Here is a 25,454-nt window from a genome sequence, read left to right on the forward strand (position 1 = left end):
TATTACACCGGCGGCGTCAGGCTCGGTGTACGCTTGCCCTTGAACGGCGCCATGCCTTCGCGCGCCAGCTCGTCCGCACGCTCGTTGAGGTCATGCCCGGCATGGCCCTTGACCCAATGCCATTCGACATCATGACGCTTGGTGGCCTCGTCCAGCGCCTGCCAAAGCTCGACATTCTTGACCGGCTTCTTGTCGGCGGTCTTCCAGCCATTGCGCTTCCAGCCATGGATCCAGCTCTGGACGCCGTTCTTGACATATTGGCTGTCGGTATGGAGCTCGACCGCGCAGGGGCGAGTGAGCGCACTCAGCGCCTCGATGGCAGCTGTCAGCTCCATCTTGTTATTGGTGGTCAGCGCCTCGCCACCCTTCAATTCCTTGGTGTGCGGGCCGAATTGCAGGATGGCACCCCAGCCCCCCGGACCCGGATTGCCCGAGCAGGCCCCATCGGTATGGATGATGACCTTTTCGCTCACCGCCCCGATGCCACTTCCAGATTGCGCAGCACTTTGGGGATGTTGAAGGCAATGTGCTCTTCGGCAGTGGTGACGGTCTCGACCTGCACCGCATAGCGGGCGGCAAAGGCATCGATCACTTCTTCGACCAGGCTTTCGGGGGCCGACGCCCCGGCGCTAACGCCCAGCGAAGTCAGGTCGCCATAAAGCGTCCAGTCGATATCGCTGGCCCGGTCCACCAGGGTTGCGACCCGGCATCCCGAACGCAGCGCGACTTCCACGAGACGCTGCGAATTGGACGAATGGGGAGAACCGACCACGATCATCGCGTCCACGCGCGGCGCCACGGCCTTGATGGCCTCCTGCCGATTGGTCGTGGCGTAGCAGATGTCTTCCTTGTGCGGCCCATTGATGGCTGGAAAACGCGACCTGAGCGCCGCGACGATTTCTCGGGTGTCGTCGACCGAGAGCGTGGTCTGGGTGACGAAGGCCAGGGCGTCGGGATCGCGCGGGCTGAATTTGTGCGCGTCCGCCACCGTTTCGATCAGCGTGACGGCGCCCGGCGGCAACTGGCCCATCGTGCCGATCACTTCGGGGTGACCGGCATGGCCGATCAGGACAATCTCGTGCCCCTCCTCGAAATGACGCGAGGCTTCGACATGCACCTTGGAAACGAGAGGGCAGGTGGCGTCGAGAAAGAACATGTTGCGCGTACGCGCCGCGGCCGGCACGCTCTTGGGCACGCCATGGGCTGAAAAGACCACCGGGGCCTCGGTGTCGGGGATCTCCTCGAGTTCCTCGACAAAGACGGCGCCCTTGGCCTTCAGGCCTTCCACGACATATTTGTTGTGCACGATGGCGTGGCGCACATAGACCGGCGCCCCATATTTCTGGAGCGCCAGCTCCACGATCTGGATCGCGCGGTCAACGCCGGCGCAGAATCCGCGCGGTGCGCAGAGCAGAATGTCGAGGTGCGGCCTTTTTTCCATGCCAGATCAGATGCTTTCACTGCCCCGGCAAGTCAAGTGCTGTTGCAGCCGCGCGGGGCATGGGCAATATGTGTTGAATGCTTGGGAAGGGAACAGGCCGTGAGTTTGGCGCAGGAAATGTTTGCGATTGCCCCGGCGATGGGGAAAGCGAACCTGAGCGCCAGCCAGCTCAAGCTGCTCGCGGGCAAGGCGCGCTGGATCTTCCGCGTCTGCGAGGCCGGTTTTCCCACAGTTCCGACCATCGCCATCAGTCGCGCCGCCTGGGACGAATTGCAGGCTGAACGCGGCCGGCGCGACGTGCGCCTGCGCACCCATTGGGTCGCCTGCCTGTTCAAGCTCGTCGACAAGGACGGCAAGCCCCCCATGCTGGTGGTGCGCACATCCGCGTCCGGCCACAATGGCGGGCTGATGCCGGCCCGGATCGGGATCGCGGCGCCCTCCGCCCCCGAGGACGCGGTCGATCCGGCCAGGCCGCTGGCACGGGCGATCAAGCAGGCTTTCGAAAGCTATGGTTTTTCCGGCCGCAGCTGGACCGGCGCGCGGCAGGACGAGGACCGGGCCCGCCAGATCGTGCTGGTACAGGCCTTTGCCGAGGGGGCGATCGAGCAATTCGTCACCCGCAATACCCAGACCGGCGCGCTTGGTCCCGCGCCTCTGGCCGGCAGTCAATTGCCGCGCCTGCCCGAAAGTGTCAGCGCGCTGGTGGCGCTGCTCGATGCCAAGGCCGGGCGCCACATGAATTGCCTGGTCTCGATCCACAAGGGGCAGGTGCAGTTCCTCTCGGCCCGTGCCGCGCAGGCCAGCGCCGGCGCCGATCTCGAGGCTGCGGTGGATAGGGTCCAGCGCAAGGTCTGGACGCCGCATAACGCAGTGACACGCGTCGATCCCACCCGATTGGCCCTGATGCTGCATCCGCGGCTCAAATCGGCCGACGGTGTAGCGCCGATAGCCATGGGACTGGGCGTGTCTCCCGGCGCGGCGAGCGGCGCCATCGTCTTTACCGCCGAAGACGCAGCGCGGATGCGAGCGCGGGGCAAGCATTGCATCCTCGTGGTCAACGAAACCGGCCCTGCCGATATCGAAGGCATGAAGGCGGCCACCGGCATCCTGACGGCGCGCGGCGGCATGTCGAGCCATGCTGGCGTCATCGCCCGCATTACCGGCAAGCCCTGCGTTGCCGGCGTGCGCAACCTGTCCGTCAATGCCGGTGAAATGATCTGCCATATCGGCGAGCGAGAATTGCGCGCCGGAGACCGGCTGACCATCGACGGGACCGACGGGGCGGTCTACCCGGGCATCCTGCCTCTGGCGCAGCCCCAGATCGGCGGCGCCATCGGCAAACTCCTGGGCTGGTCCGATGCCAGCCGCACCATTGCCGTGCGTACCAATGCCGAAACCATCGAGGCGGCGCAGACCGCGCTCAGCTTCGGCGCCGAGGGCGTGGGCCTTGCCCGCTCCGAACACATGTTCTTTTCGCCCGAACGCATGATCGCGCTGCGCCGCATGATCCTCTCCGAAGACGAGGATGCCCGTTCGCGCGCCATTGCCGGGCTGGTCGATTATCAGACCGGCGATTACTCGGCCCTGTTCACCGCCATGAAGGGCCTGCCCGTCAACGTGCGCCTGTTCGATCCGCCGCTGCACGAATTCCTGCCGCGGACGGACGAGGAAATCGAGGAAACAGCGGCCTCGCTTGGCGTCGCCGTGCGGGCGCTGCGGCTGCGGCTGGAACGGATCGCCGAGGTCAATCCGATGCTGGGCCATCGCGGCGTGCGCCTCGCCATCACCTATCCCGAAATTCTGCAGATGCAGATGCAGGCCGTGCTGGCCGGCGCGCGCGCCGCCAGCGAACGTCAATCCGAGCCGGTGGCAGTCGAGGTCATGGTGCCTTTCGTGTCGACGGCCACCGAAGTTTCCTGGGTGCGCGACAGGGCGATGGCCATTCTCGACAATTCCGGGCTCAATCGCTCGGATCGGGTCCGCTTTTCCTTCGGCACCATGATCGAATTGCCGCGCGCCTGCCTCAGGGCCGGCGATATCGCGTCCATGGTCGATTTCATTTCCTTCGGGACCAATGACCTGACGCAAACCACGTTCGGCATTTCCAGAGACGACGCGCCCACCTTCCTTGCTGCCTATCAGCGCAAGGGCGTTTATGAACGCGATCCCTTCGTCACCATTGACGAAAAGGGCGTGGGCGAGATGATCGAGATCGCCGTCGCACGGGGGCGTGCCGCCAATCCCAAGCTCAAGGTCGGCATATGTGGGGAGCATGCTGGCGACCCTGCTTCGCTACGGTTCTTTGCAGGGCTGGGCATCGATTACGTGTCGTGCTCACCCTATCGTGTTCCGGTTGCCCGGCTGACCCTGGCGCAGGCTTCGGCTTAAAATGGCAGAACAAATACCCATATAGAATCCACCAACAAGGCCGAAGGGCCGATCGAAGGGGGCATAGCGTTCGTGAAGAGATTAATCGCTGTCTTGGTTTTGCCGGGCCTGCTGGCCGTGTCTGCTCCGGCCCTGGGGCAAACTGGAGCGCAATGCTCCGCCATAGCCGATGATACGGCGCGACTGGCCTGTTATGACGATCTCTTCATGGGTGCCGAAGGAACGACTGGCGATGCGGTGGTGCTCGAATCCGAGCAATTGATCCCGGCCCGTCCCAGTGGGCGGGCACCGGCGACGATTACGGTCTCCTGCGAGCCAAATGGCCTGCAGGTCGCCTTCGGCTTCGCCGGCAATATCCTGTCGTCTCTTGGCAATGATGTGGGGCTGACGCTGCAATACGATCTGACCCGGCGCAGCAGCACCTTGCCCGTGAATTCGGAAAACACGGCCGTCCTCATCGACAGCAGCCGCGATGCCCTGGCGTTCATCAACAACCTGGCTGGGGTCACCAACCTGACTGTGCGGGTGACGCCGGCCAGCACGCGAACGCTGTCCGTACGCTTCCGCGTCGCCGATTTTGCCCAGAGCGTCGCACCGGTCCTGGCGGCCTGCTCCTAATCGTTCCCGACATAACGGGATTGTCATCTCCTCGCGTTGTAACATGCAAAGTGCTGTCAACGCGGGGTTTTGTGCGCCGAGGGCCCGTCGCACCAGTTCTATTGGCCGCTTGCCCAATCCTTGCCACATCGACGCCCTTTCGCGGCCCGGAACAGCATTTACTCCCCGCTAACCCTAATAAGAGATGATCACGCTCAGCGGCATTTGAGCGTCACAATTGCCGCGCTTGAGTTGTGTTTTGTAGCGTTGAGTAGCTTTTATGGCCCTTTCCCACCGGCCCCAGGTGCATGTGCACCGGGCTAGAGCGGTTCGCCTGGGACTAGCCCTTGTCAGGACTCTGACATTGGGCGGTGTCGCGTCCCTTGCCTATCTGGGCCTCGCCACTGGCGCGTTCGGCCCCGGTTCCGGTCCCCTCGGCGAGTATGGTGTGCCGGGACAGCCCGCACCCGACCTGGCCCTGGCCAGCCTCACTTTCTCGGGCGTCGATCCGGTCATTACCGGTTCGGTCGACCATCTCTTCGCCTCGGAGATATTTGCCGGACCCAATCGCGCCCAAAAGGGTGATCGCGTCCGCCCGGTCGTTGACGCCCTCACCATTGCCAAGAGCTTCGAGAATGCCCGGACGCGTCTTGCGGCCCTGCGCAGTCCGGCTGATGCCGCCGCGCTCGGCCAGTCCAGCCTCGCCGATGCTGGCGCGACAGCCGAGGACGAAGGGCCACGCATGTCGGTGGCCTCGCTTCATCCCAATGCCGCCGCCGCGCTCGACGCCATTGCCGGCATCGCTCCGGGCAGCCGCGACAATCTGGGGCAGGTGACCATGCCCGAAACCATGCCGGAGCAGCTTGCCTATGCCCGTGCCAACGAGCCGGTCACGGCCCGGTCGCTCGAGCCCGAAGAGCTCAAGGTCTCCGATCGGGAGCTCTGGTGCCTGGCGACGGCCATCTACTTCGAAGCGCGTGGCGAAAGCTATCGCGGCCAGGTTGCCGTGGCGCAGGTGGTGATGAACCGGACCAAGGACCATCGCTATCCCGACACGATCTGCGGCGTGGTTTTCCAGAACCAGCACCGCAAGAATGCCTGCCAGTTCTCCTTTGCCTGTGACGGCATTCCCGAAGTGGTCAACGAGCGCAAGCCCTGGGATCAGGCCGAGGATATTGCCAGCAAGGTGACGACCGGCGAGCTCTACCTGACCGAAGTCGGCGACGCGACCCATTACCATGCCACTTACGTTCGCCCCGCCTGGGCACCCCGCATGGACAAGGTCACCCAGATCGGCCTGCACGTCTTCTACAAGTTCAAGCGCGGCTGGCTGTTTGGCTAGCGAGCCGGGCCCGATATGGAGATGAAGGAATTGCCGCGCTGGCTGGCAAATCCTTGCCAGCTGCCGCCGGACCAGAAGGCGAAGAAATTGCCGGTTGGATTGGCTTCCCGCACGTCGATGCCGGGATAAAGCACGTGCGGCGAGGTCAGGGCGTCGGTCGAGTAGGTGCCGGTGGCGGTAGTGGTAATGCTGACATAGCTCACCTTTCCGGCCTCGATCTTCTTGACCGTTGCGGTAGACAAGGGGTCGGTGGACACCCAGTCGGCATAGGCCACTTCGTAGTCGCGGTCGCCGAAGCGGACGAGCTTGTCGGCATTGAAGCCGGCCGGCATTTCGTCGGCAAAAGCTTCCAGAACATAGCCCGGACCGATGGCGGCAAGGCCGGTGGCGCAGAGCGCGCCCAGGGTCATGCCCATGAGCATTTGGCGGGTCGGCAGGTTCATTTCGGCGATCCGATCTGTTCCAATTCGGCACATAGGCCTTAATGGATCAGTAACCATACCGCTCCTGCGCCGCGACCTTAATCCCTTGTTATGGTTAATTCAGCGGCCGGGGATAGATCGCGTAATGTCCTCGAAAACCTGGATAAATCGATCATGTGCCTGATGCGTCGGCCAGGGCCGGATCAGCCGGTCGAAGGCCTCGACGTCAAAGGCTGGCTGGCCCGGTTCGCCGAAGAATTTCCGCGCCTCGGCCGGCTCGAACCCGGCAAGGTGGGTGGCTTCGAAATAGGCGGCCTCCTGGTCGGCCTTCTTGACCTGTTTCACCAGTATAGCGGGCATGGTGGCGGGCAAGGAGAAGCGCAGGTAAATCGCTGACAACAAACGATTTTCAACATCCTTGTAATTGCCGCCCATGGCCGCCTTGAACGGCGAGATGATGTCACCCATCACATATTCGGGTGCATCGTGCAAAAGCGCCTGCAATTGCGCCACCGGGGTCGCGGCGGGCTGGGTGGCGCGGAACAATTCGAGCACGAGAACCGAGTGCTGCGCGACGGAAAACGGATAATCGCCAAGGGTTTGGCCGTTCCAGCGGGCGACGCGCGCCAGGCCATGGGCAATGTCGCTGAGCTCGACATCGACCGGAGAGGGATCGAGAATGTCGAGACGGCGGCCCGACAGCATGCGCTGCCAGGCGCGGGAGCTTTGACGTGACATCTGAGGCGACTTGGTTAGCAGACTGTGAGCGCCGACACTAGCAGATGCGGTCGATTCGAGAATGCGGCGCTATTCTTCCGCGACTGTTTCACCGAACTGGTACGTGGCCCATGAGGGCAAGGCCAGGCTGACCGGCTTTTCAGCGATTGTGACGTCGGCCGGATCGGTAACCCGGTCGAGGCGGACGATGGCGACAGCCTTGCCATCGAGCACCTGACCGGTCGTGCCGGCCTCGCGCCCGCCGGCAAGGATCGGACTGCCCGAGGGGGCATCGATGCCGGTGACGAGGACGGGTCGGCGGCGAGCAGTGCCGCGATGCTTCATGCGCGACACGACCTCCTGGCCGACATAGCAGCCTTTGACGAAGTCGATGCCCTCGAGGATGTCCAGGCCAATATCGTGGGCGAATGTATCATTGGCCGGAAAGTCATTGCCCTGATGCAGGATGCCCGCCTCGATCCGTGCGGCGTTGTAGGGGCGCTCATCGCTCGACCAGTCGGTCGTATCCGAGAGAGGGGCGATGACATGGTGGCCAAGCTCGACCGGGCCAAGCCGGTTGCGCGCCGCGCCGGGCACGGCTTTGGCGGAAAAGCCGACGCGGTGGCTCTCGCGAAGATCCTCGATCTCGGCCTTGGCGCGCAGCCTGTACATGCGCATGCGTTTGAAGAAGTCGTCGGCGACCGACATGTGGGTGTCCAGCCAGAGCGCGTCCTCACGCCAAATGGAAAGGCCTTCGGCGAGAATCTTGCCCTGCGGGGAGAGCAGCGCCCAAGCGGCGGCGCTTTCCTCATCCTGATGGGGTACATGGCCGGTCACCACGTCGTTGACCAGCTTGTGAGCATCGGGGCCGGAAAACCGGAACAGGGCGCGGTCGGCGCGCAGATGAACAATCATGGTGGCTTGCCTCTCGGAGCACCCATGCTAAACCGGCCGGACATGACCAGCAGCAGGAACCGAGACATGGCCCAGTACGACGTGATTTTCAAGAACGCCACGCTGGTCAACCATGATGGCGAGGGCCTGGCCGACATTGCGGTCAAGGATGGACGGATCGCCGCGCTCGGCACCATCGAGGGCAGCGCCGCCGAGATCGTCGATTGCAGCGGCCTCCACATCCTGCCCGGCGTGATCGATACTCAGGTGCATTTTCGGGAGCCCGGCCTGACGCACAAGGAAGACCTCGAAAGCGGCTCGCGCGGCGCGGTCATGGGCGGGGTGACGGGCGTGTTCGAAATGCCCAATACCAATCCGCTGACCACGACGCGCGAAACCTTCGAGGCCAAGATCGCCGCCGGTACCGATCGCATGCATTGCGACTTCGCCTTTTATATCGGCGGCACCCACGAAAATGTCGGCGAGCTTGCCGTTCTGGAAAAGCTCCCGGGCTGCGCGGGCGTCAAGGTGTTCATGGGCTCGTCCACCGGCTCGCTACTGGTACAGGACGATGCGGGGGTGGAGGCGATCCTGCGGGCGATTTCACGCCGCGCCGCCTTCCACTCGGAAGACGAATACATGCTCGAAGACCGCAAGGGCCTGCGTGTCGAGGGCGATCCGTCCAGCCATCCGGTCTGGCGCTCGCCGGAAGTGGCGATGAGCTGCACGACGCGGCTGGTGAACTTGGCGCGCAAGACCGGCAAGCGCATCCATGTGCTGCATATTTCGACCAAGGAAGAGATGGTCTATCTGGCCGACCACAAGGACGTGGCGAGCGTCGAGGTGACCCCGCACCACCTGACGCTGGATGAAACGGCCTATACCCGGCTGGGCACCTATGCGCAGATGAACCCGCCCGTGCGCGACCGGGATCATCGCGAGGGCATCTGGAAGGGTGTCGCCAATGGCGTTGCTGACATCCTTGGCTCCGACCATGCGCCGCATACGCGCGAGGAAAAGGATCATCCCTATCCGCAGAGCCATTCGGGCATGACCGGGGTGCAGACGCTGGTGCCGACCATGCTCGACCACGTCAATGCCGGGCGGCTGAGCCTGCAGCGTTTCGTCGACATGACCAGTCACGGGCCCAATCGCCTGTTCGGCATCGCCAACAAGGGCCGGATCGCCGTGGGCTACGACGCCGACCTCACCATCGTCGACATGAAGCGGCGCGAAACCATCACCAATGACTGGATCGAAAGCCGCGCCGGCTGGACGCCCTATGATGGGGTGACGGTGACCGGCTGGCCGGTGGGCACGGTGGTGCGCGGCCACAAAGTGATGTGGCAGGGCGAATTGCTGACCCCCAACAAGGGCCAGCCCATGCGCTTCCTCGAGGCTCTGGCCGGGTAGACCCCCGGCGCGGCGCAATGGATACAATTTTATCGTAAGGGGAAGGATCGACCTAACCGGGCGGGGGTAGCTTCGCGCCAACACCAGCGCAAGCAATGTCGTTCCCATGCCGTCAATCATCCGCAATTCCCTGGCCGCCAAGGTTTTCCTGGTCTGTTTCCTGACCATCCACCTGCCGCTGATCGCGCTCATCGTCTATCTGGGGCTGGGGCGGCCATCCGACCCGCTGCCGATCCTCGTGGTGGCGCTGCTGGCGACGCTGTTGGGAGCGGTACTTTCGTTCCTGGCGGTCTATCAATTGGTCAGTCCGATCGACCGGCTGATCCGGGCGGTGGATCGCTACCAACAGGACGGGATCGAGCCCTTCGTCGAAGTGCGCGGCAGCGACGGGATCAAGCGGCTGGCCGAAAAGGTGCTGGGGCTGGTGCGATCCCACGAGCGCTCGCTCGCCGTGCTCAAGCGGCAGGCCAACAGCGATTCCCTCACCGGGCTGGGCAATCGACGCTGGCTGCAGAATGCGGTTTCCATCGAAATCAACCGCGCCACGCGACGTGGCCAGGCGGTCTGGGTGATCGCTTTCGACCTCGACCATTTCAAGGACATCAACGACCGCTTCGGCCATGCTGCGGGCGACGAAGTGCTGATGATCGTGGCCGAGGTGACGCAGCGCCAGTTGCGGCCCTATGACCTCATCGCCAGGATCGGCGGCGAGGAGTTCTGCGTGGTGGCCACGGACGACAGTCTCGAATTCGGACTATTGGCCGCCGAACGCATCCGCAGCGCCATCGAGGGCTGGCGGCCGAGCCTGGGGGGCGAGCCGCACACGATAACGGCCAGCTTTGGCGTGCATCGCGGCGACCCGGCCGTGGAAACATTTGCCGAAATGCTCCGCGCCGCCGACAAGAACCTCTACGACGCCAAGACGCGTGGCCGGAACCAGGTCGTGGGCGCCAGTCTCTAGGCGTGCAGGCGCCGCAGGCTCAATCGCCAGCCACGAAGGCGGACCAGTCACCGGCCTCGTTGATCACGGTGCGCCAGTAATACCAGGCGCCGAATTGCTTGAGCTCCTCGATCTGGGCGCTGTCGAGCAGGCGATAGGCGTCGACCTGCTGCTCTGGCGTCAGGGAATCGGGAGGAAGTTCGGCGAGGTACGGCCAGATGTAATTGGTCTGCCCGCCGCTGTCGGGATAGAAGGCATAGGGCTGATCGAAGAGGTCGATCAGCAGGCCCAGGATCTGGCGACCATCATCGTCCTCGGACGCGTCCTTGAGATAATCGACGGCGTCCTCGGGGTTCCCGAAGCTCACATTGGGAGGCGATGCCTGCGCCTCGACCAAAGCGCGAAGCTCTTCGATATCGCCGCTGCGCGCCGCATCGATCAAAGCCTGCCGCTTGGCGCGAACGGGCTCGGGTAGGGCGGAAATGTCATCGCTGATTTCCGGCTCGGGCCATTGCGGGGTCTCCGCTGTCTCCTGCGCGAGGGCGGGCAGGCAAAGAGCAAGGCTGGCTGCGAGGACGAGGGTTTTGCGCATGGGCGATTCTCCTGTGTGGAGGAAACGCTAGGGCGGGCATGCGTCGAGGATAAGGCGAAAGCCTATTGCAGGATGCGCTCGAGATTGTACTCGCCATTGCGGATCCGCTCGGGCAATTGCTCCATAAGATCGGCAGTGGCCTCGTCGCCATGCAGGCGCACGAAGGTGGCAAGGGCCGCAAAAAGCGAAGCATGGGCCAGCGACGCGCTTTCCAGGCCATCTTCTTCCGCGCTGTTCCAGGCCTCGGCGAGATATTCGAGCGCCAGTTGACGCTCGGCCTGATGGTCGAACGGACCAAGGCCGGATGCGGGCGAGAAGATGGATTTGGTGGTGCTCATGGCTCCCGCATAACATGCGTATCCGGGGCGGGCGCGGCAGAAGTAATGCAAAGGTTAATGCGCTGTAGGCAATTCTACCAGGGCGTTAACGCTTCATTCGGCAAAGCGCGTATGGATCTCGCGGGAGAGCTTTTGCGCCTCGAACAATAGCCGTGTCAGCGCTTCGCGCGAGGCCGGCGTGCAATTGCGATGGAAGCGCGAAAAGGCGGTGTAGCCGCCGTTGAAGGCCCCGGCGAGACGCTGGCGGCGATCCTCGTCGGGCTCGTCCAGCTCGATCAGGTCCGCCATCTGCGCCCGCCAGTCCTCGGTGCCGGCCTTGCAGAGCGGCTGCAGGAAATAGAGACTGCCCATGATTTCGGACAGTCGTTCCATCTGCCGCTGATAGGGCGGGTCCACCGCCAGACTTGGAGCCGAAAAGGCAAGGGCGAGCCCCAGCGCAAGAAGCGGGCGGCAGAACTGGAAAAGGGGTCGGGCAGCGACGGTCATGTCGCCTTCTACCAGTTCTGGCCGAGGACGCGAAAGCATTGCGTGATCACGTCATCGAGGCGGGACGTGGTGCGCAGGGCCAGCAGCATGCCCGGATCGGCCCATTTGTGGTCGGCGATCTCGTCGCTGGGGCGAATCGTGCCGATATAATCGGTGGTGGTGTAGACGGCCAGCCGATAGGTGCCGTCCCGGCCCAGCGCCTGGGTGACGACATGGCGCGGATTGCGCACCGTCAGGGCGAGTTCTTCCTGGACTTCGCGGATGGCGCATTGCTCGATGGTTTCGCCCGGGTCCATGCGGCCGCCAGGAAAGGTCCACAGGTTCTGGTAGGGGGCGAGCGCCCGCTTGATCAGCAGGATCTTGCCGTGGCGCACGATGCCGACACTGGCTGCATTGGGTTGGTCATTCATGGCGGGGGAGCCGGGTTTGCGATTCGTCCTGCAAGAGATTACCTCTGCATTGGTAAAGGAGACACGTCATGTGCGGACGCTATGCCTCGACCCTGCCGCCCGAAATGATGGTCGCGCTGTTCAAGCTGCTCAAGTCGATCGACATGGTGCCGCGCTTCAACATCGCCCCCACCCAGCCCATCGTGGCCATCTGGGAAGGCGAGGGGCGGCGGGAGCCGCATTTTGCCCGCTGGGGCCTCGTGCCGTCCTGGGTCAAGGATCCGCGCGAATTCCCGCTGCTGGTCAATGCCAGGGCCGAGACCATGGCCGACAAGCCCGCCTTTCGCGACCCGCTCAAGCATGGTCGCTGCATCGTGCCGGCCAGCGGCTATTACGAATGGCATACGGGGCCCGACAAGCAGAAGCGGCCCTATTACATCACCCGCGCCGACGGTCAGCCCCTGGCCCTGGCGGGTTTATATGCCACCTGGAGCGGGCCGGAGGGGGAAGAGGTGGATTCGGTGGCCACCATCACCGTTCCGGCCAACGCGCAATTGTCGGTCGTGCACGATCGCATGCCGGCCATCCTGCTCGACGCGGAGAGTCAGGATGCCTGGCTCAATGTACGAGAGGTGCGGGCAAGGGAGGCGGCGCAACTGGCGCTGCCGCTTGCCGATGGCGTGCTGAAATTCCATCCCGTTTCGACGCGGGTCAATTCGGCGCGCGACGATGATCCGGGGCTGATCGAGCCGGTGAGCGACGAGGCGCCGATGCCGGAGGCCAAGCCGGCGCGGACGAAAAAGGTTGCCGGCGGCGGCGGACAGATGGATCTGTTCTAGACGCCGATGTCGAAATAGCCCAGCGCGTCGCCGATGGCCTCTTCTTCGTAGCCGAGATGGCTGAGCAGCACCTTTTCGAGCGCACGGAACACGCTGACCGCGTCGTCGAAATTGCTGCGACCTGGGGCCTCGGAGAGCCGGATCAGCGCGTCGATCAGCTGTTCGAGCAATTGGTGCACGATGACGTGCTCGGCCTGGAGCCGATCGGCAATGGCCTTGAAGGCCGGGCCTTTCGCCGCGATCGACGGGAAGATCATCTGGTCTTCGATCGAGTGGTGGCCATGCACGAACTGGCAATATTGCCCGCACAGGGTGCCGAACCGGCGATAATTGGAAACCATGACCAGATCGGCGGTCTCGGCGCGGACCTGGTCGGGTGTCGCCTCGCCGGCCGCGGCGCGCTCGATCAGGCGCCCGAGCACCTCCATGTTCTCGCGCAGGTGATCGTGGATCATGCGCAGGTGCTGGCCGGGACGCTTCTGCGCCTCGGTTATACCGGGAAGGGCCGGAATGGCGGGACGGGTGGCGTCGTCGAGAAATTGTATGTCTTTGAGCAGCATGGGCCAACAGATGGGGCGATGTGCGCCCGCGATCAAGAAGGCACAGGGGAGTGACCGGGTGCGGACAAGCGCTGCCGTCAGTCTTATGGCGCGGCGCGAAGCATCTTGCCCGGATTGAGAATGCCCTTGGGATCGAGCGCGGTCTTGATGGCGCGCATCATCTCGAGCGCCACCGGGTCCTTGACCCGCTCCAGCAGGTCCACCTTGAGCTGACCGATGCCGTGCTCGGCCGAGACCGAGCCGCCATGGCGCAGCACGACCTCGTAGATGGCTTCGTGCATGGCCTCGTCGAACTCGGCCATGAAGGCCTTCGGATCGGCGCCCAGCGGCATGGAGAAATTGAAATGGATATTGCCGTCGCCCATGTGGCCGAAAGGCACGGGGCGAATGCCCGGCACGAGCTTTTCGGCGGCAGCCGAACCTTCGGCGATGAGGGCCGGGATGGCGGCGATGGGCACGGAAACGTCGTGCTTGATCGAGGCGCCTTCGCGGGACTGGCACTCGCTCATCTGTTCTCGAAAGGCCCACATGCGGGTGCGGTCGGCAAGACTTTCGGCGAGCACGGCGTCGGAGATGAGGCCGGCCTCGAACGCGGCTTCGAGGCTCGATTGCAAGGCGCCGGGCGCGGTGCCGGCCATGCGGGTAAGCTCGATCAGCGCGTACCAGGGTGAGGCGCTGGCGGTCGGGTCGCGGTCGAGCATGTTGTGGCGCAGCTGGAAATCGAGCCCGATCCAGGGGATCAGCTCGAAGGCATTGAGGCGCGCGCCGGCGCGCTGGCGCATGAGCTGGAACATCTCGAGCGCCGCCTGCGGCGAGGCGACGTTGACGAGCGCGGTCTCATAATCCTCGGGGAGCGGATAAAGCTTGAGGCTCGCGGCGGTGATGATGCCGAGCGTGCCCTCGGCACCGACCAGGAGGTCCTTGAGATCGTAGCCGGTATTGTCCTTCTTGAGGGCGTTGAGCCCGCGATAAAGCCGCCCATCGGCCAGCACCGCCTCGACGCCGAGGGTGAGTTCGCGCGCATTGCCATAGGCCAGGACATTGACGCCCCCGGCATTGGAGGACAGCACGCCCCCGATACGGGCCGAGCCCTGCGAGGCCAGCCAGAGCGGGAACATGGCCCCGGCGTCCTCGGCTGCCTTGTGGGCGGTTTCGAGAATGACGCCGGCCTCGGCAACCATCACCCCGGCGGCCAGGTCGAGCGAGCGGATGCGGTCGAGCTTTTGCAGGCTGAGGATCACCTCGCCGCCCGAGCGGGGCACCTGTGCGCCGACGAGGCCGGTATTGCCTCCCTGGGGGATGATGGCAACGCCATGCGCATGCGCCCAGGCCATCACGGCCTGCACGGCGGCAAGATCGGGCGGGGTGACCACGGCAGCGGCGGGCACATGAAAGCGCTTGCGCGGCTCGTTGAGCCAGGCCCCCATATGGGTCGCATCCGTCACCAGATTGTCGCTGCCGACAAGGTCGGCAAGGGCGGAAGCGATTTCGGCGGTGCTGAGGGGCATGACAAATCCGGAAAGCTGGACAGATATGCGGGCGGCGACCTTGTTCGCCCGTAACACCATGTGCCACAAGCAACAGGTCGACTCCAGCATGAGGACGCGCGACGACGCCGCGCGAGATGCCATGACCACCCTTGTCTGGCCGGAAATTTACTTCATCCGGCATGGTGAAACGCCCTGGAACGCCGAGCGCCGCTATCAGGGGCGCAAGGATATTCCCCTCAACGACAAGGGCAGAGGCCAGGCTAGCCAGAACGGCAAGACCTTGGCGGCCCTGTTCGCGGCGCGCGGCATCGACCCCACCAGCTTTGAATGGCACGCCTCCCCGCTGGGGCGCACGCGCGAAACCATGGACAGGGTACGGCTGGGATTTTCCCAGCACCTGCCCGATGTGCAATATGACGTGCGGCTGATGGAAATCAGCTTCGGTGTGCTCGAAGGCAGCCTGCACGACGAATTGCCCGCCAACATGGCCGTGGCGCCCGGCGCGCGCGATGAAACCTATTGGGAATTCCGGCCCGAAAACGGCGAGAATTACCGCGACGTGGAAGCGCGGCTGACCGAATTTGCCGGCGTGCTCAAGGGCCCGTCGGTGGTGGTGGCGCATGGCGGCATCGCCCGGGCCTTGCGCGTCCTGATCGAGCGGGCGCCAATCGCCGAGGTCATCAACTGGGCGCCGCCCCAGGACGTGATCATGCACTTCACGCCCGGTCGCCTGGAACTGCTCGGGGCCGCCGACCTCTGATTGACCTGCGGGCCGCGCCTGCCTAGAAAGCCGCTAAGCCAGGGGGCAGCGCCATGTCTTTCAACACGTTCGGGCATCTTTTCCGGTTCACCACCTGGGGCGAAAGTCATGGGCCGGCGCTGGGCGTCGTGGTCGATGGCTGCCCGCCGGGCATTCTGCTGACCCCCGAAATCATCCAGCGCGACCTCGACCGCCGCAAGCCGGGCCAGAGCAAATACACGACCCAGCGACGCGAGCCCGACGAAGTGCGCATCCTTTCGGGCGTGTTCGAGGACGAGCGTACCGACGGGCCGCGCACCACCGGCACGCCCATTTCGCTGATGATCGAGAACACCGACCAGCGCTCCAAGGATTATTCGGAAATCCGGGACAAGTATCGCCCGGGCCATGCCGACTTCACCTATGACCAGAAATACGGCATCCGCGATTATCGGGGCGGCGGTCGCACCTCGGCGCGCGAAACGGCGGCGCGGGTCGCAGCGGGCGCGGTGGCGCGGCAGGTACTGTCCGGCATCACCATCCGCGCCAGCCTCGTGCAGGTGGGTCCGCACAAGATCGACTACGACAATTTCGACTGGGCGCAGGTGGGCGAAAACCCCTTCTTCTGTGCCGATGCCAAGGCAGCCGCGCTCTGGGCGGATTACCTCGACGGCATCCGGAAGGACGGCAATTCGGTGGGGGCGGTAATCGAGGTGGTGGCCGAGGGCGTGCCGCCCGGCTGGGGCGCGCCGGTCTATGGCAAGCTCAGCGCCGATCTCGCTTCGGCCATGATGAGCATCAACGCGGTCAAGGCGGTGGAAATCGGCGCCGGCTTCGAGGCCGCCAGCCTCACCGGGGTCGAGAATGCCGATGAAATGCGCGCCGGACCGGAGGCGCCCTATTTCCTGTCGAACAAGGCCGGCGGCATTCTGGGCGGCATTTCCAATGGCGACCCGGTGGTGTGCCGCTTTGCGGTCAAGCCGACCTCCTCGATCCTGACGCCGCGCCAGACGGTGACGAGCGCCAACGAGGACGCCGACATCATCACCAAGGGTCGGCACGACCCTTGCGTCGGCATCCGTGCCGTGCCGGTCGGCGAGGCAATGATGGCGCTGGTGCTGGCCGACCACATGCTGCGCCATCGCGGCCAGACGGGCCGGGAAGCCGGCGTGGGTTTCCAGCGCAACTAGCCCCGTTCGCCTCGCCGGCGACAGGTGCCTAGACTTGGTTTCGCCCTGTCGGCGTCAGCGCCAGGCGCATGCCGAAAAACCCGCGCCGGACTTCGAGCAGGCCCAGGCCTTCGAGATATTCGACATGGGCCATCATGGTCATCCGGGCCGCCAGCCGCACCTTGGCGGGCTGGGTGGGATAGATGACATCGACAATGGCGCCCAGGGTCTGTTCGCCGCGCCCAATGGCTTCCAGCACCTGCCCGTTGCGCATCTGCCGGTGGGCCTTGAGGGCACGTGCATAGGCGGGACCATCGGCAATCGGGCCGCCATGGGCCGGCAGATAGGTCTCGTAGGGCAGGGCGACGACCTTATCGAGCGAAGCCAGATAATCGGCCATTGCGCCATCAGGCACCGAAACCAGCGTCGAATTCCAGCCCATCACGTGATCGCCCGAGAGCAGGATCGGCGTTCCGGCAATGCCGAAGGCCAGGTGATTGGCGCAATGACCGGGCGTGGCATGCACCACGATCTCCATGTCGCCGGCCATGATGGATTGACCATCCTGCAAGGTCCGGTCGGGCACGAGATCCCAGTCGCAGGAGCGCCGGATCGGATTGCACTCGAATCGCCGCAGGGGGCGGGAGAGACGATGCGGGCCGCCGAACCAGAGCGGCGCTCCAAGTCCTTTGGCCCAGCGCGACGCCGAGGCGCTGTGGTCGCGATGGGTATGGGTGAGGAGGATGCAATCGACGGGACGGCCGGCAATGGCCTTTTCGAGCGCCGCCGCATGCATGACGTCGACCGGGCCCGGATCGACCAGAGCGAGCCGCTCCTCGCCGAGGAGAAAGCTGTTGGTGCCGGTGAAGGTATAGGCCGATGCATTGGGCGCGGTGATCCGCACGATGCCCGGCGCCTGGGCCACGGGCGTGCCGACCTCGGGGCGAAAGTCTGTGTCAAAGCGGGGGGCTGGGGCGGAGCTTGCCATTGCGCAGGATGTCACGAGAAAGTATGAAGCGAGGGACGGAATGATCCGGCGTCACGAGGGGCGCGGACATTTCCACTAAGCATGGAAGGTACGAAATGGCCGTGACTTTGACCACGCCGAATACACTGCTCGGCGCATTCCAGCCCAAGGGCAATGTCGCCAAGCTGGCGATCAATGGCGCAATCGTCGTTCTGGGCACCCTGCTCATCACCGCCGCCGCCAAGATCAACGTGCCGGTCTGGCCGGTGCCGGTGACGCTGCAAAGCTTTGCCATTGCCGCGCTGGCCGCTACCTTCGGCATGCGCATCGCCGTGGCCACGGTGGCGCTCTACCTGGCCCAGGGCGCGTTCGGCCTGCCGGTCTTTGCCACCGGCGGCGGTCTGCCCTATCTCGTCGGCCCGACCGGCGGTTTCCTGCTCGGCTTCCTGGCACAGGCCGCCATTGTCGGCTTCGCCGCCGATCGTGGCGCTTCCGGACGGCCCTTCGCCCTGTTCGGCGCGATGCTGGCGGGCACGGCTGTGCTCTATGCCTTCGGCTTTGCCTGGCTGGTCGCCATGGCCGGCGCCGCCCAGTGGGTGGACCAGTCCAATGTGCTGGCCTCCGCCTTTGCCAAGGCCGTGCAACCCTTCCTGGTCTGGGACGCGCTCAAGATGGCCTTTGCGGCGCTGACCGTGACCGGTCTCTGGGGCCTGTTCGGCGCCAAGCGCTGATCGATCCGACACCACACATGACAAAGGGCCGGTGGAAACACCGGCCCTTTTTTGTCTGGACGGCGTTCAGGCCGCGTCGCGCAATGCGCTGATGGCCGAGATAACAAGGCGATGATCTTCGACATCGGGCAGGCCGCTGACCGACACCGCGCCGACCACGCCCACCGTCCCGACCACGATCGGAACGCTGCCGCCGCTGGCGGCGAAATCGGCCTCCGGCAGGCGATAGCGGGTGTGGAAATTGACGTCCTTGCTCTCGCACAAGAGCCGCATGTAGAGCGAGCTTTGGTGGAAGCGCAGCGCCACGGCGCGCTTGCGGCGCACCCAGTCGACATTGTCGGGCGTGGCTCCGGGCATGATGGCGAGAAAGACCGGGCTCGCGCCATGGGCGACCTCGATGCCGATGGGCAGGTTGCGCTCGGCGGCCATCGACTGGATCGAAGCGCCGATCTGCCAGGCGAGGGCATAGTCGAACCGTTTCAGCACGAGGCGGGATTGTTCTTCGAGAAGGGCGTCCATGCTGGGCGTGGGATGCACGATAGGTGTCCTTGCGACAGTGGGTTCAGGTGATCGAATAGCCGCCATCGACGACCAGGGTGGAGCCCGTAATGAAGGAGGCCGCCGGCGAGCAGAGGAAGAGCACGGCATTGGCCACCTCGTCTGGGCCTCCCCAGCGCTTGAGCGGAGTGCGGGCGAGGATGAGACCGGCGCGGCTCTCATCGTCGCGCAGCGGCTGCGTCAGCGGCGTCTCGATCCAGCCCGGGGCGACGGCATTGACGCGGATGGCTTCGGGCGCATAGGCGATGGCCAGCGACTTGGTCAATTGCGCGATCCCGCCCTTGCTGGCCGAATAGGCCGGCACGAGGCCGCCGCCGAAAAACGACAGCATCGACGCCAGATTGACGATGCTTCCCGAACTGGCCGCGAGCAGGGGGCGCGCCGCAGCGCACATGCGCATCGTGCCGTTGAGATTGACATCGAGCACCTGTTCGAACACGGCCGGATCGAGTTCCTCGCCACGGCGGATCATGCCGGCGCAATTGACGAGGATATCGAGCCGCGCGCGTCCGCCAAGGTCTGCGGCAATGGCGGAATTGTCCCGGACATCGAGGACGGAGAGGCTCGCCGCGGCGAAGTCGGCATCATCGGCCAGCGCATCGAGTTCGCGCTGGGCAATGCCAGTGGCGCTCACCTGTGCACCGGCGCGGAGGAAGGCCCGGCTGACCGCCTGCCCGATGCCGGACGTGCCGCCGGTGACGAGCACGCTCCTGCCGGCGAACCAGTCCCTCGCCCAGCCGTAATCAGCGGATGAGCTGGTCGACATAATCGGCTCCGAGCCCGACGCGCTGGTAATGGGCGCGGCACATGTCGATCTTGGTGAAGACGTCTTCGTAGCCGATATGGGCGTTGTCTTCGTCGAGATAGACCATCGAGCCGGTAATGTTGAAGAAGGTGATCATCTCCTCGACATCTTCCGGCACGAGGAGGGTGTGGATTTCCCCCGGCGGCTCGAAGACATAGGAGCCGGTCTCGGCCACCCAGTCGTGCTCGCGATAATGCCAGCGGCCCTTGATGACATAGCCATGCACGGGATTGGGGTGCAGGTGCCGCGAGAGCACGCCGGAGCGTCGCACCCGCAGCAGATTGCACCATTGCCCGACCAGCGTATTGAGCATGAGCGGCCGGAACCACACGCCCTCGGCCTGGGGGACCCAGACCCGCTCATCCTCCGGTATCGCCTTGACGGCAATTTCCGGCGGAGCGAGGGGATGGGCCGATCCGGTCATGTTCGCATACATGGCGCGCCCTCAGCTGCGTGCGGACTGGGCTGCGCGCCAGGCCTGGTACTCGTCCTCGACCTCGGCGGTCAGCGGATAATATTTGCGCAGGTCCGCGCCCTGGGAGAGGCGGAAGCGCGCAAATTCCTCCCAATCGGCGTGCTTGCTGGCTTGCTCGATCAGCGCGTCGGCCATGGCGACAGGCACGACCACCACGCCGTCGTCATCGGCCACGATGATGTCGCCCGGCATGACCAGGGCGCCGCCGCATGCGACCGGTACGTTGACGGCAAAGGGAATGAGATTGGTCTGGGCATGATAATTGGGGGTGACGCCCTTGACCCAGATGCCCAGGTCGAGCTCGGCAGCCTTGGCGGAATCGCGGATGCAGCCATCGACCACAACGCCCGCGCCGCCGCGTCCGGCCAGATAGGTCAGCATCATCTCGCCGAAAATGCCGCTGGCCATGTCGCCGCGCGCATCGACCACGACCATGTCGCCGGCCTGGGCGGGATAGAGCACATGCCGGTGCAGCTGCCGCTCGGGATTGTCGTATTCGTTGGAGCCGTAAAGGTCCTCGCGCTTGGGCATCATCTGCAGCGTCAGCGCGGGGCCGGCGACCGAGCGACCGGTCCTGAGCGGCCGGGGCCCATGGATCTGTGCGTCGCGAATGCCCATGAGGCTCAATTCGCTGCTGGCGGTGGCGGTGCCGATGATCGCCAGGGCATCGCACTGGGCGCGGGGGGGACGGTTGATGTCGCGGATGTCGGAAGGGGACTGCACTTGCAAGGGCCTTTCAATAGGAAAAGGAAATGGGCTCAGACCCAGCCGCCATCGGCGATGTAGTTCTGTGCGGTAAGGGCGCTCGCATCCTCGGAGGCGAGAAACAGGGCAAGCCTTGCGACATCATCCGGATAGAGACGGCGCTTGAGCGACTGGCGGGCATTGCGCTCCGCGTCGGCCTCGGGCGTCAGCCAGAGGTCGAGCTGGCGCTGGGTGACGATCCAGCCCGGGGTGATGGCGTTGACCCGGATATTGTCGGGGCCGAAATCGCGGGCCAGCGAGCGCACCATGCCGATGATTGCCGATTTCGAGGCGGTATAGATCGGCATGCCGCCGAAACCGGCCATCCAGGAAATCGAGCTCATGCACAGGATCGCGCCGCCCCCGGCCGCCTTCATGTCGGGCAGGACGGCCTGGCTGGCGAAGAACTGATGGCGCAGATTGACCGCGATCCGGTCGTCGAAATAGTCCGGCGTCACGTCCTGGGCCGGATGGCGCTCATCGTGGGCGGCATTGTTGACGAGGACGTTGATCGGGCCCAGGGCCTCCCGGATCGCCTCGATGCCGGCCTCGAGCGCGGGAATGTCGCGCAGGTCGAGCGACTGGAAATGCACCGTCCGGCCGGAGGCCGTCAGCTCGGCTGCCAGTGCCGTACCGGCAGCAGCATCGATGTCGACGAAGCCCACCCTGGCGTCCTGCTGGGCGAAGGCGCGCACGATGGCCTCGCCGATACCGCTGGCACCCCCGGTGATGAGCACGACCTTGCCGGCCAGATCGGGATAGATGGCCATGGGCGCGCTCCTACTGGTCCCGGCTGACGCGCAGACCGTTCTCGTCGAAGAGGTGGATGCGCTGGGGGTCGAGGGTCACGTGCAGCATCTCGCCCGGTTGCTGGGTGATGCGCTCGCGGAAGACGCCGACCACGTCATGGCCGCCCAGGCGCATGGCCACCTGCGTCTCCGAGCCGGTGGGCTCGACGGTGATGATCTCGGCGCCGATGCCCTGCGGATCGAGGACGAAATGTTCCGGGCGGATGCCAAGCGTCATCATCTTGCCGGCATGGGCTGCCGGCGCGAAAGGCAGGGGAATGGTGCTGCCGTCCGCCGCGACGAAGCCTGTGCCCGAAAGCTTGCCCCCCAGCAGGTTCATGGACGGCGAACCGATAAAGGCGGCAACAAACAGGTTGTTGGGGAAGTCGTAGAGTTCGAGCGGCGTGCCGATCTGCTCGACGATACCGTCATGCATGACCACGATGCGGTCGGCCATGGTCATGGCCTCGATCTGGTCATGCGTCACATAGACGGTGGTGGTCTTGAGGCGCTGGTGGTTCTGCTTGATCTCGGACCGCATCTGCACGCGCAGCTTGGCATCGAGATTGGACAGCGGCTCGTCGAACAGGAAGACCTTGGGGTCGCGCACCATGGCGCGACCCATGGCGACGCGCTGGCGCTGTCCGCCCGACAATTGGCGCGGATAGCGGTCGAGGTAGGGTTTAAGGCTGAGCATGTCGGCCGCGATGGCCACGCGCCGCTGGATTTCTTCCCTGGGCGCGCGTCCGAGCTTGAGCGAAAAGCCCATGTTCTGCGCAACCGTCATATGCGGATAGAGCGCATAGGACTGGAACACCATGGCGATGTCGCGCTCCTTGGGGTGGAGCGCATTGACCACGCGGCCATCGATGGCCACTTCGCCGCCGCTGATTTCCTCGAGCCCTGCCAGCATACGCAGCAGGGTGGACTTGCCGCAGCCCGATGGGCCGACCAGGACCACGAATTCCCCGTCGGCAATGTCGATGGACACCCCATGCAGGATTTCGACGGCGCCATAGGACTTGCGGACATTACGAATAGAGACCGAACCCATCTGAATTTCCTTTCGAAATGCCGCTCAATCGTCCCAGCGGGGGGACTTGGCCGGATTGATGTGGCGATAACCGCGATTGCGGCCGCGGATGGCGTCCATCTGTTCACCCGACAGGCTCACCGCGGTCGCCCTGAAATTGTTCTCGAGATTGCCGCGGCTGCTGGAGGCGGGAATGACGATGTGCCCTTCGGCCATGAGGAAGGCGAGCGCGACGGCGGCGGGCGTCGTCCCGAGCGTCGCGGCAATGGCCTTGAGCACCTCGTCCTCGGCCACCTGACCCTTGACCAGCGGCTGGTAGGCGGTGAGCTGCAATCCGGCCGATCGGGCATAATCGCGCAGGATCGGCACCTGCAGCCAGGGATGGATTTCCACCTGATTGGTGGCGAGCGCACCCTGACCCAGCAGCTTTGCGGCGCGTTCGAGATGCTCGATGGTGAAATTGGAAACGCCGATCAGACGGGCATGGCCGTCGTCCTGTGCCTGCTTGAGGGCCTGCATGTAGCTTTCGAAGGCGACGACGTCTTCGGGGACGGGCCAGTGGATCAAAAGCAGATCGACCTGGTCGACGCCGATCGTGTCGAGACTCCTGCGCACGCTGGGCATGAAGTCGGCGGCAGCAAGGTTGGTGTCGGCGACCTTGGTGGTGATGAACACCGCGTCGCGGGCCAGCCCCGAGCGGCGGAACGCTTCGCCCACGGTGCGTTCGGTGTCGTAGCTCTGCGCAGTATCGAGATGGCGGTAGCCGATATCGAGCGCCGTCTCGATGGCGGCGATGCCAGCGTCGCCGGTGCGGCCGAAGGTCCCGAGGCCAAGCTGGGGGATATGGGAATGGGAAGCCATGTGACTGGTCCTTTCGATAACGGGCTCAGCCCTTGGTGGCGCCGGCCGTCATGCCGCCGACGAACAGGCGCTGCATGGACAGAAAGAGGATGGCGATGGGGAGCGTCATCACCATGGAAGCGGCCATGACGGCGCCCCAGTCGGTGTTGAACTCGGTGGAGAATTCGGCGAGCCCGATGGGCAGCGTCTTGACCGAACTGTCGGTGGCAAAGACCAGCGCGAAGATGAACTCGTTCCAAGTGGTCACGAAGGCATAGACGAGGACCGAGATAAGACCGGGAATGGACAGGGGCAGGGTGATGCGGAACAGCACGCCCATGCGGCTGGCGCCATCAATGATCGCGGCTTCCTCCAGCTCTACCGGAATGGCGCGGAAATAGCTGGTCAGCATCCAGACCGAGAGCGGCAGGGTGATGATCATGTAGACGAGGATCAGGCCCCAATAGGTATTGACCAGGCCCAGGACGCGCAGGGTGACGAAGAGCGGTACGATGATCGCGGCCGTGGGCAGCAACTGGCCCACCAGCACGAAGGATTGCAGCAGCGGCTTGCCCTTGAAGTCGAAGCGGGCAAAGCCGTAGGAGGCAAAGATCGCCAGCACCATTGCCAGGAACGTCGAACCCAACGAGATCACCACGCTGTTGAGGAAGTAGCGCGGGATATTGGATTCGAAAAGCACGGTATAATAATTGTCCAGCGTCGGCATGCTGGGCCACCAGATCGGCGGAATGGTATAGAGCTCGCGCAGGGTCTTGATCGATGACAGGCCCATCCACCAGAACGGAAACAGGCACACCGCAACGAGCACGACGGAGCCGATGATGATGAGCGGCACCGGCAATCCGGTGCGCTTGAGCTTCAGCGCGGTATCGCTCATTTGGATGCTCCGGCATTGGCCGCAGTGGTGCGGATGTAGATGAAGACCACGGTGATCGCGACGGCGAAGAACATCACCGAAAGGGCGGCCGCCTGATTGAACTGCACGCTCTCAAAGGCCGTGCGGAAAATCTGGATCGGGGTGATGAGCGTGCGGTTTGCAGGGCCGCCGCGGGTGATGGCGTAGATGATGGTGATGTGATTGAGCGCCCAGATCACCAGCAGCAGGGTCACGGCGATGATCACCGGCCGCACCTGGGGCAGCATGACGTACCAGACCTCTTCCCAGAAGCTGGCGCCGTCGATGCGGGCGGCTTCGTAGAGATCGTTGGGGATCGACTGCAGACCCGCCAGCACCATGATGGCGACGAAGGGGAACATCTTCCACACATTGATCGCGATCATCACCGGCATGACCGTGCTGCCATTGGTCAGCCAGCCGACCGGCTCGTCGATGATGCCAGGGGCGGTGAGCATGTAATTGATGATGCCGAACTCGGTATGCAGCATCCACGCCCAGGTCGTGGCGGCCACGATGCCGGGCACGACCCAGGGGATCAGCGTTACGGAACGGACGATAGCGCGGCCGCGGAAATTCTGGTTGAGCAGGATGGCGGTCAGCACGCCCAGGATCACCTGGAAGAAGATCGAGCCGGCAACCCACCAGAGCGTGTTGACGAAGGCCGTCGGCGTGGCGCGGGCCGCCAGAATGGTCCGGAAATTGTCGAGACCGACGTAATTGCCCTGATTGTCCGTGACGCTGAGCAGGCCCGTATAGGCGATTGGGTAGGCGATCAGCAGGCCCAGCACCAGCAAGGCGGGCAGGACGAAGAGATAGCCAGTCGATTTTCTGTGCATCA

General features: G+C 64.4%; 30 protein-coding genes. 9 read left to right on the forward strand and 21 right to left on the reverse strand.

Annotated elements, in window-relative coordinates:
* Window positions 1-2 precede the first annotated feature (2 nt).
* Together rnhA and ispH are read right to left on the reverse strand one after the other, a co-directional pair.
* Complete coding sequence (gene rnhA / locus VE26_RS01905) at window positions 3-473, reverse strand: ribonuclease HI (protein ID WP_046103530.1); 471 nt, start codon at window positions 471-473, stop codon at window positions 3-5.
* On the reverse strand, window positions 470-1,441 hold the full coding sequence (gene ispH / locus VE26_RS01910; RefSeq protein ID WP_046103531.1) for a 4-hydroxy-3-methylbut-2-enyl diphosphate reductase: 972 nt from the start codon (window positions 1,439-1,441) through the stop codon (window positions 470-472). The genes rnhA and ispH overlap by 4 nt, the downstream gene beginning before the upstream one ends.
* Before the next feature lie 117 nt (window positions 1,442-1,558).
* Between ispH and VE26_RS01915 the strand changes: the two genes are divergently transcribed.
* The 3 genes from VE26_RS01915 (at window position 1,559) to VE26_RS16945 (ending at window position 5,768) form a co-directional block, all read left to right on the forward strand.
* A complete protein-coding gene (locus VE26_RS01915) occupies window positions 1,559-3,829 on the forward strand; it encodes a putative PEP-binding protein (protein ID WP_052715603.1) in 2,271 nt (756 codons plus the stop codon).
* Window positions 3,830-3,901: 72 nt separating this feature from the next.
* The gene (locus VE26_RS01920; RefSeq protein ID WP_152658681.1) at window positions 3,902-4,447 is read left to right on the forward strand and encodes a hypothetical protein; all 546 of its coding nucleotides are present in this window, start codon (window positions 3,902-3,904) and stop codon (window positions 4,445-4,447) included.
* Window positions 4,448-4,706: 259 nt separating this feature from the next.
* Window positions 4,707-5,768, forward strand: a complete 1,062-nt coding sequence (locus VE26_RS16945) for a cell wall hydrolase (protein ID WP_084619856.1) — start codon at window positions 4,707-4,709, stop codon at window positions 5,766-5,768.
* Here the strand turns inward: VE26_RS16945 and VE26_RS01930 are convergent.
* The 3 genes from VE26_RS01930 to ygfZ all read right to left on the reverse strand — a co-directional run bounded on the left by VE26_RS01930 (window position 5,765) and on the right by ygfZ (window position 7,822).
* Entirely contained in the window at window positions 5,765-6,211 is a 447-nt protein-coding gene (locus tag VE26_RS01930) for a hypothetical protein (protein WP_046103533.1), read from the reverse strand. The two genes, VE26_RS16945 and VE26_RS01930, sit on opposite strands and share 4 nt — an antisense overlap.
* A 99-nt stretch (window positions 6,212-6,310) precedes the next feature.
* Window positions 6,311-6,928, reverse strand: a complete 618-nt coding sequence (locus VE26_RS01935; RefSeq protein WP_046103534.1) for an HD domain-containing protein — start codon at window positions 6,926-6,928, stop codon at window positions 6,311-6,313.
* A gap of 69 nt (window positions 6,929-6,997) precedes the next feature.
* Window positions 6,998-7,822 carry a CAF17-like 4Fe-4S cluster assembly/insertion protein YgfZ gene (ygfZ, locus tag VE26_RS01940; protein WP_046103535.1) on the reverse strand — a complete coding sequence of 275 codons (825 nt, stop codon included), beginning with the start codon at window positions 7,820-7,822 and terminating at the stop codon, window positions 6,998-7,000.
* 66 nt (window positions 7,823-7,888) lie between these two features.
* On the opposite strand from ygfZ, the gene VE26_RS01945 reads away from it, so the two are divergent.
* A complete protein-coding gene (locus VE26_RS01945) occupies window positions 7,889-9,214 on the forward strand; it encodes a dihydroorotase (protein ID WP_046103536.1) in 1,326 nt (441 codons plus the stop codon).
* Window positions 9,215-9,320: 106 nt separating this feature from the next.
* Entirely contained in the window at window positions 9,321-10,175 is an 855-nt protein-coding gene (locus tag VE26_RS01950) for a GGDEF domain-containing protein (protein ID WP_046103537.1), read from the forward strand.
* A 19-nt stretch (window positions 10,176-10,194) separates the two neighbouring features.
* Here VE26_RS01950 and VE26_RS01955 read toward each other — a convergent pair whose 3' ends face one another.
* The 4 genes from VE26_RS01955 to VE26_RS01970 form a co-directional block, all read right to left on the reverse strand.
* Window positions 10,195-10,746 carry a hypothetical protein gene (locus VE26_RS01955; RefSeq protein WP_052715605.1) on the reverse strand — a complete coding sequence of 184 codons (552 nt, stop codon included), beginning with the start codon at window positions 10,744-10,746 and terminating at the stop codon, window positions 10,195-10,197.
* A 62-nt stretch (window positions 10,747-10,808) separates the two neighbouring features.
* Entirely contained in the window at window positions 10,809-11,084 is a 276-nt protein-coding gene (locus VE26_RS01960; RefSeq protein WP_046103538.1) for a hypothetical protein, read from the reverse strand.
* 93 nt (window positions 11,085-11,177) lie between these two features.
* On the reverse strand, window positions 11,178-11,570 hold the full coding sequence (locus VE26_RS01965) for a TIGR02301 family protein (protein WP_046103539.1): 393 nt from the start codon (window positions 11,568-11,570) through the stop codon (window positions 11,178-11,180).
* An 8-nt stretch (window positions 11,571-11,578) separates the two neighbouring features.
* Entirely contained in the window at window positions 11,579-11,980 is a 402-nt protein-coding gene (locus tag VE26_RS01970) for an NUDIX hydrolase (protein WP_046103540.1), read from the reverse strand.
* A 68-nt stretch (window positions 11,981-12,048) separates the two neighbouring features.
* On the opposite strand from VE26_RS01970, the gene VE26_RS01975 reads away from it, so the two are divergent.
* Entirely contained in the window at window positions 12,049-12,798 is a 750-nt protein-coding gene (locus VE26_RS01975) for an SOS response-associated peptidase (RefSeq protein ID WP_046103541.1), read from the forward strand.
* Here the strand turns inward: VE26_RS01975 and VE26_RS01980 are convergent.
* Together VE26_RS01980 and VE26_RS01985 are read right to left on the reverse strand one after the other, a co-directional pair.
* Window positions 12,795-13,358 (reverse strand): hemerythrin domain-containing protein, encoded by a 564-nt coding sequence (locus tag VE26_RS01980; protein WP_046103542.1) that lies wholly within the window; start codon window positions 13,356-13,358, stop codon window positions 12,795-12,797. The genes VE26_RS01975 and VE26_RS01980 overlap by 4 nt on opposite strands.
* 83 nt (window positions 13,359-13,441) lie before the next feature.
* Window positions 13,442-14,866, reverse strand: coding sequence for an FAD-binding oxidoreductase (locus VE26_RS01985; protein ID WP_046103543.1), 1,425 nt, complete (start codon window positions 14,864-14,866; stop codon window positions 13,442-13,444).
* Window positions 14,867-14,987: 121 nt separating this feature from the next.
* Between VE26_RS01985 and VE26_RS01990 the strand changes: the two genes are divergently transcribed.
* Both VE26_RS01990 and aroC read left to right on the forward strand, forming a co-directional pair.
* Window positions 14,988-15,608 (forward strand): histidine phosphatase family protein, encoded by a 621-nt coding sequence (locus tag VE26_RS01990; RefSeq protein WP_160297781.1) that lies wholly within the window; start codon window positions 14,988-14,990, stop codon window positions 15,606-15,608.
* A gap of 53 nt (window positions 15,609-15,661) precedes the next feature.
* The gene (gene aroC, locus VE26_RS01995; protein ID WP_046103544.1) at window positions 15,662-16,777 is read left to right on the forward strand and encodes a chorismate synthase; all 1,116 of its coding nucleotides are present in this window, start codon (window positions 15,662-15,664) and stop codon (window positions 16,775-16,777) included.
* A gap of 28 nt (window positions 16,778-16,805) precedes the next feature.
* On the opposite strand, the gene VE26_RS02000 is transcribed toward aroC, so the two are convergent.
* On the reverse strand, window positions 16,806-17,681 hold the full coding sequence (locus tag VE26_RS02000; RefSeq protein ID WP_160297782.1) for an MBL fold metallo-hydrolase: 876 nt from the start codon (window positions 17,679-17,681) through the stop codon (window positions 16,806-16,808).
* A 158-nt stretch (window positions 17,682-17,839) separates the two neighbouring features.
* Here VE26_RS02000 and VE26_RS02005 point away from each other — a divergent pair, with 158 nt between their 5' ends.
* On the forward strand, window positions 17,840-18,454 hold the full coding sequence (locus VE26_RS02005) for a biotin transporter BioY (RefSeq protein WP_046103545.1): 615 nt from the start codon (window positions 17,840-17,842) through the stop codon (window positions 18,452-18,454).
* Window positions 18,455-18,520: 66 nt separating this feature from the next.
* Here VE26_RS02005 and VE26_RS02010 read toward each other — a convergent pair whose 3' ends face one another.
* The 9 genes from VE26_RS02010 to VE26_RS02050 are packed head-to-tail and all read right to left on the reverse strand — an operon-like array spanning window position 18,521 to window position 25,452.
* Entirely contained in the window at window positions 18,521-18,991 is a 471-nt protein-coding gene (locus VE26_RS02010; protein WP_244465605.1) for a heme-degrading domain-containing protein, read from the reverse strand.
* 25 nt (window positions 18,992-19,016) lie between these two features.
* Window positions 19,017-19,778: an SDR family NAD(P)-dependent oxidoreductase gene (locus VE26_RS02015; protein ID WP_046103547.1), complete on the reverse strand. Its 762-nt coding sequence runs from the start codon at window positions 19,776-19,778 to the stop codon at window positions 19,017-19,019.
* The gene (locus VE26_RS02020) at window positions 19,756-20,253 is read right to left on the reverse strand and encodes a 2,4'-dihydroxyacetophenone dioxygenase family protein (RefSeq protein WP_046103548.1); all 498 of its coding nucleotides are present in this window, start codon (window positions 20,251-20,253) and stop codon (window positions 19,756-19,758) included. The genes VE26_RS02015 and VE26_RS02020 overlap by 23 nt, the downstream gene beginning before the upstream one ends.
* Before the next feature lie 9 nt (window positions 20,254-20,262).
* On the reverse strand, window positions 20,263-21,015 hold the full coding sequence (locus VE26_RS02025) for an RraA family protein (protein ID WP_046103549.1): 753 nt from the start codon (window positions 21,013-21,015) through the stop codon (window positions 20,263-20,265).
* A gap of 35 nt (window positions 21,016-21,050) precedes the next feature.
* Window positions 21,051-21,806, reverse strand: a complete 756-nt coding sequence (locus VE26_RS02030; RefSeq protein WP_046103550.1) for an SDR family NAD(P)-dependent oxidoreductase — start codon at window positions 21,804-21,806, stop codon at window positions 21,051-21,053.
* 10 nt (window positions 21,807-21,816) lie between these two features.
* Entirely contained in the window at window positions 21,817-22,878 is a 1,062-nt protein-coding gene (locus tag VE26_RS02035) for an ABC transporter ATP-binding protein (protein WP_046103551.1), read from the reverse strand.
* Between the two features lie 24 nt (window positions 22,879-22,902).
* Entirely contained in the window at window positions 22,903-23,718 is an 816-nt protein-coding gene (locus VE26_RS02040; RefSeq protein ID WP_046103552.1) for an aldo/keto reductase, read from the reverse strand.
* A gap of 25 nt (window positions 23,719-23,743) precedes the next feature.
* Window positions 23,744-24,595: a carbohydrate ABC transporter permease gene (locus VE26_RS02045; protein WP_052715608.1), complete on the reverse strand. Its 852-nt coding sequence runs from the start codon at window positions 24,593-24,595 to the stop codon at window positions 23,744-23,746.
* A complete protein-coding gene (locus VE26_RS02050; RefSeq protein ID WP_046103553.1) occupies window positions 24,592-25,452 on the reverse strand; it encodes a carbohydrate ABC transporter permease in 861 nt (286 codons plus the stop codon). Before VE26_RS02050 ends, VE26_RS02045 begins: the two co-directional genes overlap by 4 nt.
* Window positions 25,453-25,454 lie beyond the last annotated feature (2 nt).

Origin of the sequence: Devosia chinhatensis (genome assembly GCF_000969445.1) — a bacterium.
GTDB classification, from domain to species: Bacteria; Pseudomonadota; Alphaproteobacteria; order Rhizobiales; family Devosiaceae; genus Devosia; species Devosia chinhatensis.

Bases quoted from the DNA above. Each gene is read 5' to 3' on its own strand.
- ispH (WP_046103531.1), bottom strand. From the start codon at position 1,441: ATGGAAAAAAGGCCGCACCTCGACATTCTGCTCTGCGCACCGCGCGGA.
- VE26_RS01915 (WP_052715603.1), top strand. From the start codon at position 1,559: ATGTTTGCGATTGCCCCGGCGATGGGGAAAGCGAACCTGAGCGCCAGC.
- VE26_RS16945 (WP_084619856.1), top strand. From the start codon at position 4,707: ATGGCCCTTTCCCACCGGCCCCAGGTGCATGTGCACCGGGCTAGAGCG.
- VE26_RS01930 (WP_046103533.1), bottom strand. From the start codon at position 6,211: ATGAACCTGCCGACCCGCCAAATGCTCATGGGCATGACCCTGGGCGCG.
- VE26_RS01935 (WP_046103534.1), bottom strand. From the start codon at position 6,928: ATGTCACGTCAAAGCTCCCGCGCCTGGCAGCGCATGCTGTCGGGCCGC.
- ygfZ (WP_046103535.1), bottom strand. From the start codon at position 7,822: ATGATTGTTCATCTGCGCGCCGACCGCGCCCTGTTCCGGTTTTCCGGC.
- VE26_RS01945 (WP_046103536.1), top strand. From the start codon at position 7,889: ATGGCCCAGTACGACGTGATTTTCAAGAACGCCACGCTGGTCAACCAT.
- VE26_RS01950 (WP_046103537.1), top strand. From the start codon at position 9,321: ATGCCGTCAATCATCCGCAATTCCCTGGCCGCCAAGGTTTTCCTGGTC.
- VE26_RS01955 (WP_052715605.1), bottom strand. From the start codon at position 10,746: ATGCGCAAAACCCTCGTCCTCGCAGCCAGCCTTGCTCTTTGCCTGCCC.
- VE26_RS01960 (WP_046103538.1), bottom strand. From the start codon at position 11,084: ATGAGCACCACCAAATCCATCTTCTCGCCCGCATCCGGCCTTGGTCCG.
- VE26_RS01965 (WP_046103539.1), bottom strand. From the start codon at position 11,570: ATGACCGTCGCTGCCCGACCCCTTTTCCAGTTCTGCCGCCCGCTTCTT.
- VE26_RS01970 (WP_046103540.1), bottom strand. From the start codon at position 11,980: ATGAATGACCAACCCAATGCAGCCAGTGTCGGCATCGTGCGCCACGGC.
- VE26_RS01975 (WP_046103541.1), top strand. From the start codon at position 12,049: ATGTGCGGACGCTATGCCTCGACCCTGCCGCCCGAAATGATGGTCGCG.
- VE26_RS01980 (WP_046103542.1), bottom strand. From the start codon at position 13,358: ATGCTGCTCAAAGACATACAATTTCTCGACGACGCCACCCGTCCCGCC.
- VE26_RS01985 (WP_046103543.1), bottom strand. From the start codon at position 14,866: ATGCCCCTCAGCACCGCCGAAATCGCTTCCGCCCTTGCCGACCTTGTC.
- VE26_RS01990 (WP_160297781.1), top strand. From the start codon at position 14,988: ATGACCACCCTTGTCTGGCCGGAAATTTACTTCATCCGGCATGGTGAA.
- aroC (WP_046103544.1), top strand. From the start codon at position 15,662: ATGTCTTTCAACACGTTCGGGCATCTTTTCCGGTTCACCACCTGGGGC.
- VE26_RS02005 (WP_046103545.1), top strand. From the start codon at position 17,840: ATGGCCGTGACTTTGACCACGCCGAATACACTGCTCGGCGCATTCCAG.
- VE26_RS02015 (WP_046103547.1), bottom strand. From the start codon at position 19,778: ATGTCGACCAGCTCATCCGCTGATTACGGCTGGGCGAGGGACTGGTTC.
- VE26_RS02020 (WP_046103548.1), bottom strand. From the start codon at position 20,253: ATGTATGCGAACATGACCGGATCGGCCCATCCCCTCGCTCCGCCGGAA.
- VE26_RS02030 (WP_046103550.1), bottom strand. From the start codon at position 21,806: ATGGCCATCTATCCCGATCTGGCCGGCAAGGTCGTGCTCATCACCGGG.
- VE26_RS02035 (WP_046103551.1), bottom strand. From the start codon at position 22,878: ATGGGTTCGGTCTCTATTCGTAATGTCCGCAAGTCCTATGGCGCCGTC.
- VE26_RS02040 (WP_046103552.1), bottom strand. From the start codon at position 23,718: ATGGCTTCCCATTCCCATATCCCCCAGCTTGGCCTCGGGACCTTCGGC.
- VE26_RS02045 (WP_052715608.1), bottom strand. From the start codon at position 24,595: ATGAGCGATACCGCGCTGAAGCTCAAGCGCACCGGATTGCCGGTGCCG.
- VE26_RS02050 (WP_046103553.1), bottom strand. From the start codon at position 25,452: ATGCACAGAAAATCGACTGGCTATCTCTTCGTCCTGCCCGCCTTGCTG.